Source organism: Enterococcus larvae, assembly GCF_017830045.1.
Classification (GTDB): Bacteria; Bacillota; Bacilli; order Lactobacillales; family Enterococcaceae; genus Enterococcus_L; species Enterococcus_L larvae.
Genome location: NZ_JAEDXU010000002.1, coordinates 95,697 through 109,408 on the forward strand (window position 1 = coordinate 95,697; position 13,712 = coordinate 109,408).

The following is a 13,712-nucleotide window of genomic DNA, read 5'->3' on the forward strand; positions in this document are numbered from 1 at the left end:
GAAATGAGAGAATTCTCAAAAGCATTTTTATGGGGAGCAGCAGCATCTGCACCGCAGACTGAAGGACACAGCTTGGAAAATGGTAAATCAGCATCTACTTGGGATGAATGGTTCAAGCTGGCACCGAAGAAGTTCCATGAGCATCAAGGACCAAAGGACACCTCGAATGTTTACGAAATGTACCATGAGGATATCCAACGAATGAAGGAACTAGGGATGAATTCCTATAGAACTTCTATTGCATGGACGCGTCTATTGCCGGATGGTCGTACAATCAATCCGGAGGGAGCGGCATTTTATCAGTCGTATTTTGCTGAGCTTAAGGCAAATGGTGTTGAGCCGATCATTAACCTATTTCATTTTGATCTTCCGTGGTGGCTGATGGAAAAGGGCGGCTGGGAAACACGAGAGTCTGTAGAAGCGTTTGCTTTTTATGCGAAAACTGCTTTTGAATTGTTCGGTGATACAGTCAAATATTGGACAACATTCAATGAGCCGTTGGTCCACATTGAATGTGGGTATCTATATGGCTATCATTATCCTGCAATCGTGGATTTTAAAAGGGCTGTTCAAGTAGGCTATCATACCTTGATGGCACATGTACGAGCGGTGGAAGAATTTAGAAAACTGCAAATTGAAGAAGGAAAAATCGGACTTATTCTCAATATCTCTCCTGCCTATCCGAAAAGCCAGTCAGAAGAAGATCTCAAGGCAAAAGAGCTGGCAGACTTGTTCAATACGAATAGCTTTCTTGATCCTGTAGTTCATGGGGAAATTCCGGGCAAGCTGATTGATGTTATTAAGGAAAACGGTCTGGCTCCAATAACAGAAAAGCAAGATAGGCTGCTTATTCAAGAGAATACAGTTGATTTTATTGGGTTGAATTACTATCAGCCTCGAAGGGTTCAAGCTCCTGAAATATCTCATGTTCCAGCTGAAATGCCATCTGATTTCTATGTTCCATATGATAAACCAGATAAGCGGATCAATCCGTATCGAGGCTGGGAGATTTATCCTGAAGCATTATTCGATGTTGCAATGATGATGAAAGAACAGTATGGCAATATTCCTTGGTATGTTTCTGAAAACGGCATGGGTGTTGCTGAAGAAGAACGATTCAGGGATGAAAATGGGATGATTCAAGATGAGTATCGAATTGATTTTATAAAAGAGCATTTACGCGAGCTGCATAAAGGAATCCAAGAGGGAAGCAACTGCTTCGGTTATCACACTTGGACCTTTGTGGACTGTTGGTCGTGGCTTAACGGCTATCGTAACCGTTACGGCTTTTACCGTGTAGATATCGAGAACAACTTTAAGCGCACCTTGAAGAAAAGCGGCTTGTGGTATAAAACGTTGATAGAGCAACATGGTTTTTCTGATAAGTAAATGAGTGGCGGAACCGTACAGACAACTGCATGATAGGCGGTTGTCTGTACGGTTTCTAATTATAGAAGCAAAAGGTAAATAAATTCTTCGCTGCTATCTTGCGTTTGCCGGATATCTGTTGTATACTATCAAAGGTGCTGCTTTTCAGCGCTAAATCCACATCCTGGTTTGATTTATAAAGTGGTGCCGTTTACGGTTCTTTATAAAGAAGAGAACAGGAGAGGAAACAAAAAAACCAAATTGGAGGAAACAAAATCATGGCAGTAATTTCTATGAAACAATTACTTGAAGCCGGCGTACACTTTGGACACCAAACACGTCGCTGGAACCCGAAGATGAAAAAATACATCTTCACAGAAAGAAACGGAATCTACATCATTGATTTGCAAAAAACAGTGAAATTGGTAGATGCAGCTTACGATTACATGAAGAATGTTGCTGAAGAAGGCGGCGTTGCTTTGTTCGTAGGTACTAAAAAGCAAGCACAGGAAGCAATCAAAGATGAAGCTATCCGTGCGGGTCAATACTTTGTAAACCACCGTTGGTTAGGTGGAACATTGACTAACTGGGATACAATCCAAAAACGTATCAAACGTTTGAAAGATATCAATAGAATGGAAGAAGACGGAACTTTTGACGTTCTTCCTAAAAAAGAAGTCGTTGGTTTGAACAAACAACGTGAACGTCTTGAAAAATTCTTGGGCGGTATCGCTGATATGCCTAGAGTTCCAGACGTAATGTACATTGTTGACCCTCGTAAAGAACGTATTGCTGTTCAAGAAGCACATAAATTGAACATCCCAATCGTAGCGATGGTTGATACAAACTGTGATCCTGATGAGATCGATGTAGTGATCCCATCAAATGACGATGCGATTCGTGCCGTTAAATTAATCACAGCTAAAATGGCTGATGCTTTCATCGAAGGAAACCAAGGGGAAGATCAAGCTGTTGAGGAAATGTTCGTTGAGCAAGCTCCTGAAGAAGCAACATCAATCGAAGAAATCGTTGAAGTTGTTGAAGGTACTAACGAAGGCGCTGCAGAATAATACGAAATAACATGATAAACGAATAAATGAACGGAGCTGTCTCAAGGGCTGGGCGATAAAGCCTGATGCTCCTTTGGGATAGCTTTTTTTAACAATTGAGACAATCACTTTGAGGAGGACATAGAAAAATGGCAGATATTTCAGCAAAATTAGTAAAACAATTACGTGACATGACCGGTGTCGGCATGATGGACGCAAAAAGAGCGTTGGTAGAAGTAGAAGGCGATATGGACAAAGCTGTTGACTATCTACGTGAAAAAGGAATGGCAAAAGCTGGTAAGAAAAATGACCGTATTGCTGCTGAAGGCTTGGCAAACGTAGCGGTAGCTGGCAACTTTGCAGCAATTGTAGAAATCAACTCAGAAACTGACTTCGTTTCTAAAAATGAAATGTTCCAAGACCTTGTTAAGAACATTGCAAAAGAAGTTGCAACAAACAAACCTGCTTCTATGGAAGAAGCAATGGCTCTTAAAACAGAAAAAGGTACGATCGAAACTGAATTGATCGAAGCTCAAACTGTTATCGGAGAAAGAATCAACTTCCGTCGTTTTGAATTAGTTGAAAAAGCTGACAACGCTGCTTTCGGTGCTTACTTGCACATGGGCGGACGTATTGCTGTATTAACTGTTCTTGATGGAACAACTGATGAAGACGCTGCGAAAGATGTTGCAATGCATATTGCTGCAATCAACCCTCGCTATGTTGATGAATCTCAAATCCCTCAAGAAGAATTAGAACATGAAAAATCAGTTCTTACTGAGCAAGCATTGAACGAAGGCAAACCAGCAAACATCGTTGACAAAATGGTTGTCGGTCGTTTGAATAAATTCAAAGCTGAAATTTCTTTAGTGGATCAACCATTCGTTAAAGATCCGGATATGACAGTTGCGAAATTCGTTGCTTCTAAAGGCGGCACAGTGAAATATTTCGTACGCTTTGAAGTTGGAGAAGGAATCGAGAAACGTGAAGATAACTTTGCTGACGAAGTAATGAGTCAAATGAAAAAATAATTCAACTGAATCAACGGCTGATGCCGAAGCAGTTTCTTCTTAACTATTTGAAGTGAATCGTTTCTGTGTCAGCTCCGTGAGGGTAGGACAACAATTGAAATGAAAATTGTCCTGCCCTCTAACTACGAGGAAACAGCGGCACAAAAGCTGCTCTTTTGAAATTAAGCCGAAATATACCGAAAACAAGGGAAACCATTTTCGTATATTCCGGCTTAATTCTCGGAGCAACCTGCTTTTGTACCGATCTCTTTTAAGCAATGTCAAAGAATTACCTGAAAGAACAGTCATCTTATGATAAAATGGCTATAGAGAAATGGTGGAGGGAAAAGACAAGATGGTAAAACCTAAATATCAACGTGTAGTATTGAAATTGAGTGGTGAGGCGTTAGCCGGAGATGATGGATTTGGCATCAAACCTCCAGTTATCAAAGAAATCGTCGAAGAAATCAAAGAAGTACACGAACTTGGCATCGAGATGGCTATAGTTGTCGGAGGCGGTAATATCTGGCGTGGACAGATTGGTGCTCAAATGGGTATGGAAAGAGCGCAAGCGGACTACATGGGCATGCTTGCTACAGTGATGAATGCACTGGCTTTACAGGATACTTTAGAAAATTTAGGTGTACCGACACGTGTTCAAACATCTATCGAAATGCGTCAAATTGCTGAACCGTACATTCGTAGAAGAGCAGAGCGTCACCTTGAAAAAGGCCGCGTTGTTATTTTCGCTGGCGGTACTGGAAACCCTTATTTCTCAACAGACACGACAGCAGCGCTTCGTGCAGCTGAAATTGATGCAGATGTGATCCTGATGGCGAAAAACAACGTTGATGGTGTATATTCTGCTGATCCGAAGCTGGATGCTACTGCTGTGAAATTTGATGAACTGACTCATTTAGATGTCATTTCTAAGGGATTACAGGTCATGGATTCTACAGCCAGCTCATTGAGCATGGATAACGATATTCCATTACTTGTCTTTAACCTGAATGAACCTGGAAATATTCGTCGAGCATGCCTTGGCGAAAATATCGGAACAACTGTTAGGGGGAAATAATATGTCTAAAGCAACATTAGCAACTGCACAAGAAAAAATGGAAAAAGCAGAACAAAATCTACAGCGTGAGCTGGGACAAATCCGTGCCGGCAGAGCCAATGCAAGCCTGCTTGATCGTATCACTGTAGAATATTACGGTGCACCTACACCAGTCAATCAATTGGCAAGTATCACGATTCCGGAAGCACGTATCTTAATGATCACGCCTTTTGACAAAAATTCAATCGGAGATATCGAAAAAGCACTTCAATCAAGCGATATCGGTATCAGTCCAACCAATGATGGAAATGTTATTCGTTTGGTGATTCCACAGCTGACAGAAGAACGTCGTAGAGAATTAACGAAAGACGTAAAGAAAGAAGCTGAAAATGCAAAGGTTGCTGTGAGAAACATTCGTCGTGATGCGATGGATGATTTGAAGAAGCAGCAAAAAAATGGCGACATTACTGAAGATGATCTAAGAAATCTTGAAAAAGATGTCCAAAAAATCACTGATGATAGTGTGAAAAACATTGATCAAATCACAGCAGATAAAGAAAAAGAATTATTAGACGTTTAAGTCTGGTTATCTGCGTATTATATTAAAAGAAACTATACTGACTGAAATGGAGCCTATGTGCTGTGTTTCAGTCAGTTTTTTTAAAAGTATCCATCATGTTTACATATTTATTTATTTCTTTTTGTCTGTTATAATTTTATGCGAAGTTTTATTTTTGTTATTATTCTATCTTGTTTCTATGATAAAAGATAATTGATCAATGTATTGTTTTTATTTTTTCAGGACTTTATATTTTTCCGTTTCTTTTTGCCGGATTAATTGAGAAAAAGCATTGTAAGTCGTCTTTGATTATGGAATAATGAAGGGTAAATGGAAAATATCTAATACAAGGAGATGAAATTGTGAATTTTATAAAACGGGCTCTGTTGAGTGTAGCCAGAAAAAAAGGGAAATCAATTATTTTGTTTTCTGTTATTTTTATTTTAGGAAACGTCATTGCTGGGGCAATTGCTATTCAGCAGTCAACTCAAAATGTTGAAAAGAATGTTAAAAGCCAACTCGGCGGTATGGCTACTATAGAACTGGATTATGAAAATAATCAGGATAAATTCATGGAAGCAGATCTTGTTATTGAGAATCTTACAGAAGAGAAGATCAAAACAATCGGAGAATCTCCTTATGTTAAGTACTATGATTATAACTCTGTTTCTTGGGCTGAAACAAAGAGCTTGAAAACAGCTTCGATGGACGAGGAAAATATGTACGGCAGCAGCGGCTTTAATTTGAAAGGCTCAAACTACCCTAAAATCCTTGACGTTGAAGAAAAGAATATCAAGATTACGGATGGGACAGTCTTTACACAGGACGATATTGACAACGGAAAAAATGTTGCTTTGATTTCAACAGGGGTTGCTGAAGCAAATGGTTTATCAGTAGGGGATCAGATGATCATCGACCGCGTTGCCAATGACTATACCGAAAGCGGAGAAACAAAAGAATTGTTTAAAATGGATATCCCTGTAGAGATCATCGGGATATTTGAACCGGTAACGGTTGAGATGAAGGACAGCTCAGATGAAGACTCGAACAGTATGGCGATGGACCAGCAGCAGTATATGTCAATGGAGCAGATGAATACGATTTACTTACCGAATAAAGTCGTTATTGAAAATGACAAAGCATTCTCAGATAAATACATGGAAGAATCGCCAACCTATGCTGAATCAATGGCAGAGTCTGGTTTGGAAGAGGAAACCTATGAATATTATACACCTGTCTATGTATTGAACAGCGTGGATGATGTTGAAGCCTTCAAAGAGGAAACGGAACCACTTCTTCCCCCATTGTACGCAGTGAAGGCATCAACAGATCAATATGACCAAATTGGCGGAAGCATGAACAGCCTTTCTAAAATTTCAGGCTATGTTGTTACGATTGCTGTAGCAGCTGCGTTGTTGATTATTTCTCTGGTTGTTCTATTGTTCATGCGTGATCGTAAACACGAGCTGGGAATTTATCTGTCTTTAGGTGATAAGAGAGGCCACGTAATGGGACAAATCATCATTGAGATGGTATTGATCAGCGGAATTGCATTGGTTCTATCATTGATCAGCGGGAACTTCCTTGGAAAAATTGTTTCCGATTCGCTGTTGAATAGTGATATTTTGACTACAGCAAATGATTCAATGGATATGATGTATTATGCAGGATCATCTCTAGGTGTTTCTGATTTGACGACTGCGGATATCATGAATTCTTATAAAGTCGAATTCTCTTTAGGATATGTTGTGACTTATTTAGTGGTAGGCTTGGCAACAACACTGCTTTCTGCTATTGTACCGCTTCTGTATATTGTTCGACTGAATCCGAAAAAAATCATGATGTAGGAGGGGAAAATAATGGCGATACTTGAAACCAAAAAACTGAACTATTATTATCAGGACGGTGATCAGCGCCGTTTCATTCTAAAAGATACAAATGTTGCCTTTGAACAAGGTAAATTTTATACGATCCTAGGTCAATCAGGGTCTGGGAAAACAACCTTTCTGTCGTTGATCAGTGCGTTAGATACGCCGCAATCAGGACAGGTACTTTTCAAAAAGAAAGACATCAAGACAATGGGCTATGATAAATTTCGAAGAGACGCAATCAGCATTATCTTCCAAAGCTACAATCTGGTTCCTTATCTGACTGCTGTAGAAAATGTTCTTGTAGCAATGTCCATCACAGATAACGAGCTTCCTGATAATCAAAAAGAGGTTGCTTACAACTTATTGGATTATATCGGTATCACTAAAGCGAAAGCAGATCGTCTTGTTAACCAGCTTTCAGGTGGAGAACAGCAGCGTGTGGCAATTGCTCGAGCGCTTTCTACAAACGTTGATATCATTTTAGCGGATGAGCCGACAGGGAATCTGGATGAAGAGATGGAAAAGGAAATTGTTGCGATTTTCAGAAAACTGGCAAAAGAGCATAACAAGTGTGTAATTGTTGTTACCCACTCGAATGATATTGCAAAAGAATCGGATGAAACATATTATTTGAAAAAAGGTGTGTTGAAGCGATATGAGTGATTTTTTATCTAACTTCCAAGGCGGGAATTATGAGAAGACTCGTCAGGATAAGCTTTATGAGAAAAATAAAGAAAAGCAAAAAACAGATGCGTCTGCTGAAAAGAAGCGAATACCTCATGAGGAACAACCTGTGATGGAAAATGATTTCAACCAGAGTGAGTCATCGTCTGCTGCCAGCGACAGCACGGCATCTGACAAATATGCAGACCTGTCTGTTGAGGAATTGCTTAGAATCAAGAAGCAGGAGCGAAAGGATCGTCAAGCGCGAAAAGAAGCTATTGATCGTGGAGAAGAACTGGAAAAACCATCAACTCCTGCAGCGCAGAGTAATCAATCGTCACAGAGAACGCCAGCTAAGCCGACTCCATCAAGGCAGCAGCATAAAGCGGTACAGCCGAGGCCGGAGCCACAGCCTGTAAGACCGGCAACTACGGTGCCGGGAGAAGAGCTGACGGAAATCGATCCTAGCTATCGTCGAAAGAAAATAATCAAGTATGTCGTACTGGCAATTATTGCACTTGTTGTCGCAGCAGCTGGTTATTTTGCTTATTATCAGTTTACCCATGTAGAGGTGCCGGATTTTACCGGAGAAGAGCTTTCAGAAGCACGTGCATGGTCCACTGAAAATGATGTGCCGTTGAAGGTGGAACAGGTTTACGATTTTGAGAAGGATGCAAATCAAATCATTTCTCAAAGCACAGCCAATAAAAAAATCAAAAAAGGGACTGAGCTGAAAATTTCTGCCAGCTTGGGACCAGATCCGGAAGAGGCAGTTCCACTGCCTGACTTCAATACGATGGCACTTGCCGCAGTCAGAGAATGGATTGTTGATAATAAGGCAGATAATTTGAGTGTTATTGAAGAAAATAATGATACAAAGGCAGCTGGAGAATTCATCAAGCTTGAGATGGTTTCAAAAGATGTTACTTCTGAAACCTACAAACGAAAAGACAAAGCTAAAGTCTATTATTCAAAAGGAACCGAGGTTTTGGAGAAAACGATTGATGTGCCTGAGTTTGTTGGAAAGACAAAAGAAGAAGTAGAAGAATGGACTAAGAAAAATGAGCTGACAGTCGAGGTGGCTGAAAGCAACTCAGATACAGTAGACTCTGGAAAAGTGATTTCTCAAGGGATTGGTAAAGGAACGAAAGTAGCTAAGAAAGATAAATTCCCAATCGTTGTCTCTGTAGGGAAAGCGTACATTGTTCCTGACTATTCTCAAGTGAAAATGGAAGAAGCGGAAAGAAACGCAGATAATTTATCCATAAAACAGGAATATAGTGACACGATTCCTTATGGAGGATTTATCGGTCAGTCAGTAATACCGGGGCAAAGCTATAAAGAAGCCGACAGACCAGTTGTTGAGGTAGCCTATTCAATCGGCAAACCATTTATGAGAGATTTGAGAAACAATACACTTGAAGGAGAAATCCAAAAAATCTTCTACGAAGAGTACCAGTCAAAGGGTGCTGCCATCACTTATCAAGTTTACTATGTTGATTCGGCAGTCACCAAGGGAACCGTGGTTGATATGAGTCAGTACAATGAGTTTGTTGGGATAAATGCTGTGATTCGGTTAGGTGTCAGTAGAGGAAACGTGCAAAATCAGGATGCATCTGATGATGCGTCTCAAAACAATGGCTCTGAAGGTTAAGAGGTAATTGTTGCATGAGCTGACCTGATCGTGATGACTGAAAAAGCTTTTCAGGATGTTTGATCAGCAGTAGATAAAAGGAGCAGTTGGAGTTTCAGCTATGGAGGAGTGAATGATATCAGGGGATTACTTCTGATTGTTTCAATTCTCTTCTATGGTGGGATTCAACCGCTCCTTTTCATTTTCTTAACAATTAAGAAAATTTTGCTCTTTGCATAGGTTTTTCTGAAAGTTATTGCTATAATAGTTGAGATATGTAAATCTTGTTGAAGAAATGGTTTCATAATTATTATTCCTTTATTTATACTAAGGGCAAGAGTCGCTTATCGTGCAATAATCGTTTCAACAAGATTTATACAGATTCTAAAATTGGAGGGAAAAATAACATGTTTCGTTTTTTTCCGCAGAAGGACAAATATATACAAGAAGAGTATGAATATACTTTTGATAAAGAGGGGAAAATCCCCAAACACATAGCCATTATCATGGATGGCAATGGCCGTTGGGCTCAGAATAGAAGACTTCCGCGGATCGCAGGTCACAAGGAAGGGATGAACACAGTAAAGAAAATAACCAAGCATGCCAGTCATTTAGGTGTGAAGGTTCTAACTCTGTATGCTTTTTCAACTGAAAATTGGAAGCGCCCCTCAGAAGAGGTTAATTTCCTGATGCAGCTGCCGGTAGATTTCTTTGATACCTTTGTACCGGAACTGATCAAAGAAAATGTGCGTGTGGAAGTGATGGGCTACAAAGAATTTTTGCCTGCCCATACACAGGATGCCGTAGCACGAGCAATTGAGCAAACCAAAGACAACACAGGTATGGTGCTTAATTTTGCGTTAAACTATGGTTCAAGAGCTGAAATCGTAACAGCAATCCAGCAGATCGCCAAAGAGGTTGAGGATGGCAATTTGGCTCCTCAGGCAATTGATGAGACAACCGTCTCCAATCATTTGATGACAGCTTTTCTTAAAGAAGACCTCCGTGATCCGGAGCTGATGATTCGCACAAGTGGAGAAGAGCGTATCAGTAACTTCTTACTTTGGCAGATTGCCTATAGTGAGTTTTTCTTTACAGATGCATTGTGGCCTGATTTTGACGGAGCATTGCTGGAAGCGGCAATTGCCTCCTTCCAAAATAGAAACCGCAGATTTGGCGGCTTGAAAGAGAACAAGGAGGAGAACACATGAGACAACGTGTGATTACAGCAGTCGTTGCATTGGCTCTGTTTATTCCAATCATCGTCTACGGAGGAATAGCAGTCGAGCTGACAGCAGCTGCTTTAGCTGTCGTAGGCGTCTATGAACTATTTAGAATGAAAGGTCTTGAGGTACTGAGCTTTGAAGGTATTGTTGCTTCAATTGCGGCAGTGGTACTGATTTTACCGAAAGAGCGTTGGTTTTTCTTTTTACCGGAGAAAACAGATAATTTTATGCTGTTCTATTTTATGGTCATGATTTTATTAGGTGCACTTGTTGCATCAAAGAATACGTATAGCATTTCTCAGGCAGGATTTCCTGTTATTACCGCGTTATATGTCGGTGTTGGATTTCAAAACTTTGTAGCTGCCAGAAGTTCAGGCTTAGTGGTGCTGCTTTATGCTCTGTTTGTCGTATGGGCAACAGATATCGGTGCATATATGGTTGGTAGAAAATATGGAAAAAGAAAGCTGTTTCCAGCTGTTTCTCCCAACAAAACAATTGAAGGGTCAATAGGCGGTATTTTGTCTGCGGTAGTAGTTGCAGTTCTTTACATCGCGTTTGTTCCCGGTAAAGAAGTTTTTGTCTATGATTTGCCAGTCATGATTGTGTTGACGATCATTTTTTCAATTGTTGGACAGTTCGGTGATCTAGTCGAATCTTCCATCAAAAGATATTACGATGTCAAAGATTCTGGAAAAATCCTTCCAGGGCATGGCGGGATTTTGGACCGCTTTGACAGCTTACTGTTTGTCTTTCCAATCATGCATTTGCTTGGACTGTTTTAAAATCAAGGAAGGGAAGGTGCGAAAACTCTGACCGTTCAGAGTTTTTCTTTATATATGAAGAAAATAGCGTTATTAGGAGCAACAGGTTCTATAGGAACCAGCACAGTTGATGTGGTCAGAGCATATCCGGACCGCTTTCAAATCGTGTCTTTGACATTTCACTCTAATGTGGCAAAAGGAAAACAATTGATTGATGCATTATCACCTGCATATGTTGGTGTTGGTTCAGAAGCAATCAAAGAAGAGTTGGAATCACTTTACCCGACAGTTCGCTTTGGTGTAGGTGAGAAGGGGATGATCGAAGCTGCTGAGCTCGCTGAAATCGATGTTGTGTTGACAGCAGTGACAGGGAGTATTGGTCTTCATCCAACATTGGCAGCGATTGAGGCAGGTAAGGATATTGCACTAGCCAATAAAGAGACTTTAGTGATGGCAGGTGAATGGGTCATGGAGGCTGCCAAAAGGAATAATGTCTCTATTTTGCCTGTAGATAGTGAGCATTCAGCGATTTTTCAGTGTTTGGAAGGACAACAATCAGCAGATAATGTCAAGGAACTGGTTATTACAGCTTCCGGAGGCAGCTTTAGAGAGTTATCCAGAGAAGATTTGAAGGCTGTGACATTGGAACAGGCATTGGCTCATCCAAACTGGTCAATGGGAGAAAAAATTACAATTGATTCTTCAACAATGGTCAATAAAGGACTTGAGGTCATTGAGGCTCATTGGTTATTTAATATGAATTATGATAAAATAAAAGTTGTTTTACACAAAGAAAGTATTGTTCATTCCATGGTTGTCTTTCAAGATGGTGCATATTTGGCTCAATTGGGTCCAAGTGATATGAGAGAACCTATTCAATATGCGTTGACTTATCCATATAGACTGCCTATAAAGAATGAAAAGGCCTTTGATCTGACAAAAATCAGTCAGCTCAATTTTGCTGAAATGGATATGACACGTTTCCCTATGCTGGCACTCGCATTTACTGTAGGGAAAATGGGCGGTGCTTATCCGACTGTTTTCAATGCAGCCAATGAAGTTGCTGTTGCAGCGTTCATTGCAGGGAAGATTTCATACCTGCAAATCGAAGAACTGATCACAAAAGCTGTAGAAAATCATAAAGAGCAGCAGCCTGTTACATTGGAAGATGTGATTGCTGTTGATAAAGATATTCGTAAAACTGTAGAAAGATGGATAAAGGAAGAAGGAAATTTATGAAAACAATCATTACTTTTATTATTATCTTTGGGATTATTGTCCTTGTACATGAATTCGGCCATTTTTTCTTTGCAAAACGTGCAGGTATCTTAGTACGTGAATTTGCAATCGGTATGGGACCGAAAATCTTTTCTCATCAGGGGAAAGATGGTACAGCTTACACACTTCGAATCCTGCCTGTCGGTGGTTATGTTCGAATGGCTGGAGCAGAAGAAGATGAGGTAGAGTTGAAGCCGGGGATGATGCTGTCCTTGGTTGTTAATGAAGAAAATAAAGTAGTAAAGATCAACACAAGCAAGAAAATTCAACTTCCAAACAGTATTCCGATTGAACTGTTGGATCATGATCTGGAAAAAGAACTTTTCATAAAAGGGTACGAAAATGGCGATGAATCACAAGAAGTGACCTATGCTGTTGATCACGATGCAAATATCATTGAAGCAAATGGTGTAGAAGTACGTATTGCTCCTCTTGATGTTCAATTTCAATCAGCGAAGCTTGGTCAAAGAATGCTGACCAATTTTGCCGGACCAATGAATAACTTTATTTTGGCGTTTGTCCTGTTTACTATATGGGTCTTTATGACTGGTGGTGTTAGTGTAACAGATACTAATAAGATTGGTGAGGTTCAAGATGGAGGTGCAGCCGCCGCAGCTGGGTTGAAGGAAAATGATGAAATCCTCTCTATTGATGGTGAAAAAATCACTGACTGGCAAAGTCTGATTACGATCATCCAGAAGAATCCTGAAAAATCTCTTGATTTTGAAGTGAAGCGAGGAAATGAAACACAGAATGTTACAGTGACACCGGAAGCAGATGATTCTGATACTGGAAAAATTGGGGTTGCAGTCCCCAAGAAGACCGGATTTACAGACAAGCTTTTAGGAGGCTTTACTGAAACAATCAATAACTCAACATTGATTTTCAAAACACTGGGCTCCCTGTTCACGAATTTTAATCTGGACAAATTAGGTGGACCGGTAATGATGTATCAAATGTCCTCCGAAGCTTCAAAATCCGGTATCGATACAATCATCTTGCTGATGGCAATGCTGTCTGTGAACTTAGGCATTGTAAATCTACTGCCGATTCCGGCAATGGATGGCGGCAAGCTCGTTCTAAATATTTTTGAAGGTGTTCGTGGAAAGCCTCTCAGTCAGGAAAAAGAGATGATTATCACGCTTGTTGGTGTCGGCTTTATCATGGTTCTGATGATCCTTGTAACATGGAACGATATTCAGCGTTTCTTTTTCTAAAACACCTATAATTGATTTGT

Annotated in this window: 12 protein-coding genes; all 12 read left to right on the forward strand. The window is 40.2% G+C overall.

Translation table 11 applies throughout. The features are described 5' to 3' along the window. The first annotated feature begins 3 nt into the window (after positions 1–3). The 12 genes from I6N96_RS04510 (at position 4) to rseP (ending at position 13,692) form a co-directional block, all read left to right on the forward strand. Positions 4–1,389, forward strand: coding sequence for a glycoside hydrolase family 1 protein (locus I6N96_RS04510; RefSeq protein ID WP_209556323.1), 1,386 nt, complete (start codon positions 4–6; stop codon positions 1,387–1,389). A gap of 257 nt (positions 1,390–1,646) precedes the next feature. Continuing rightward, positions 1,647–2,438: a 30S ribosomal protein S2 gene (rpsB, locus tag I6N96_RS04515; protein ID WP_209556324.1), complete on the forward strand. Its 792-nt coding sequence runs from the start codon at positions 1,647–1,649 to the stop codon at positions 2,436–2,438. Between the two features lie 128 nt (positions 2,439–2,566). Next, on the forward strand, positions 2,567–3,448 hold the full coding sequence (gene tsf, locus I6N96_RS04520; RefSeq protein ID WP_209556325.1) for a translation elongation factor Ts: 882 nt from the start codon (positions 2,567–2,569) through the stop codon (positions 3,446–3,448). 334 nt (positions 3,449–3,782) lie between these two features. Next, positions 3,783–4,505 carry a UMP kinase gene (pyrH, locus tag I6N96_RS04525; protein ID WP_209556326.1) on the forward strand — a complete coding sequence of 241 codons (723 nt, stop codon included), beginning with the start codon at positions 3,783–3,785 and terminating at the stop codon, positions 4,503–4,505. Between the two features lies 1 nt (position 4,506). Next, positions 4,507–5,064: a ribosome recycling factor gene (gene frr / locus I6N96_RS04530; protein WP_209556327.1), complete on the forward strand. Its 558-nt coding sequence runs from the start codon at positions 4,507–4,509 to the stop codon at positions 5,062–5,064. 341 nt (positions 5,065–5,405) lie between these two features. Further along, positions 5,406–6,890: an ABC transporter permease gene (locus I6N96_RS04535; RefSeq protein ID WP_209556328.1), complete on the forward strand. Its 1,485-nt coding sequence runs from the start codon at positions 5,406–5,408 to the stop codon at positions 6,888–6,890. A gap of 12 nt (positions 6,891–6,902) precedes the next feature. Beyond that, a complete protein-coding gene (locus tag I6N96_RS04540) occupies positions 6,903–7,577 on the forward strand; it encodes an ABC transporter ATP-binding protein (RefSeq protein WP_209556329.1) in 675 nt (224 codons plus the stop codon). Then, on the forward strand, positions 7,570–9,231 hold the full coding sequence (locus tag I6N96_RS04545; protein ID WP_209556330.1) for a PASTA domain-containing protein: 1,662 nt from the start codon (positions 7,570–7,572) through the stop codon (positions 9,229–9,231). The genes I6N96_RS04540 and I6N96_RS04545 overlap by 8 nt, the downstream gene beginning before the upstream one ends. A 386-nt stretch (positions 9,232–9,617) precedes the next feature. Next, positions 9,618–10,421 (forward strand): undecaprenyl pyrophosphate synthase, encoded by an 804-nt coding sequence (gene uppS / locus I6N96_RS04550; RefSeq protein WP_209556331.1) that lies wholly within the window; start codon positions 9,618–9,620, stop codon positions 10,419–10,421. Continuing rightward, positions 10,418–11,218, forward strand: a complete 801-nt coding sequence (locus I6N96_RS04555; RefSeq protein ID WP_209556332.1) for a phosphatidate cytidylyltransferase — start codon at positions 10,418–10,420, stop codon at positions 11,216–11,218. The genes uppS and I6N96_RS04555 overlap by 4 nt, the downstream gene beginning before the upstream one ends. A gap of 54 nt (positions 11,219–11,272) precedes the next feature. Next, positions 11,273–12,436 carry a 1-deoxy-D-xylulose-5-phosphate reductoisomerase gene (dxr, locus tag I6N96_RS04560; protein ID WP_209556333.1) on the forward strand — a complete coding sequence of 388 codons (1,164 nt, stop codon included), beginning with the start codon at positions 11,273–11,275 and terminating at the stop codon, positions 12,434–12,436. Further along, positions 12,433–13,692, forward strand: a complete 1,260-nt coding sequence (gene rseP / locus I6N96_RS04565) for an RIP metalloprotease RseP (RefSeq protein ID WP_209556334.1) — start codon at positions 12,433–12,435, stop codon at positions 13,690–13,692. Before dxr ends, rseP begins: the two co-directional genes overlap by 4 nt. Positions 13,693–13,712 lie beyond the last annotated feature (20 nt).

Excerpts from the sequence above, each read along its gene's own strand:
- I6N96_RS04545 (WP_209556330.1), top strand. The coding sequence starts at position 7,570 with ATGAGTGATTTTTTATCTAACTTCCAAGGCGGGAATTATGAGAAGACT.
- I6N96_RS04555 (WP_209556332.1), top strand. The coding sequence starts at position 10,418 with ATGAGACAACGTGTGATTACAGCAGTCGTTGCATTGGCTCTGTTTATT.
- rpsB (WP_209556324.1), top strand. The coding sequence starts at position 1,647 with ATGGCAGTAATTTCTATGAAACAATTACTTGAAGCCGGCGTACACTTT.
- tsf (WP_209556325.1), top strand. The coding sequence starts at position 2,567 with ATGGCAGATATTTCAGCAAAATTAGTAAAACAATTACGTGACATGACC.
- I6N96_RS04540 (WP_209556329.1), top strand. The coding sequence starts at position 6,903 with ATGGCGATACTTGAAACCAAAAAACTGAACTATTATTATCAGGACGGT.
- rseP (WP_209556334.1), top strand. The coding sequence starts at position 12,433 with ATGAAAACAATCATTACTTTTATTATTATCTTTGGGATTATTGTCCTT.
- uppS (WP_209556331.1), top strand. The coding sequence starts at position 9,618 with ATGTTTCGTTTTTTTCCGCAGAAGGACAAATATATACAAGAAGAGTAT.
- dxr (WP_209556333.1), top strand. The coding sequence starts at position 11,273 with ATGAAGAAAATAGCGTTATTAGGAGCAACAGGTTCTATAGGAACCAGC.
- I6N96_RS04510 (WP_209556323.1), top strand. The coding sequence starts at position 4 with ATGAGAGAATTCTCAAAAGCATTTTTATGGGGAGCAGCAGCATCTGCA.
- frr (WP_209556327.1), top strand. The coding sequence starts at position 4,507 with ATGTCTAAAGCAACATTAGCAACTGCACAAGAAAAAATGGAAAAAGCA.
- pyrH (WP_209556326.1), top strand. The coding sequence starts at position 3,783 with ATGGTAAAACCTAAATATCAACGTGTAGTATTGAAATTGAGTGGTGAG.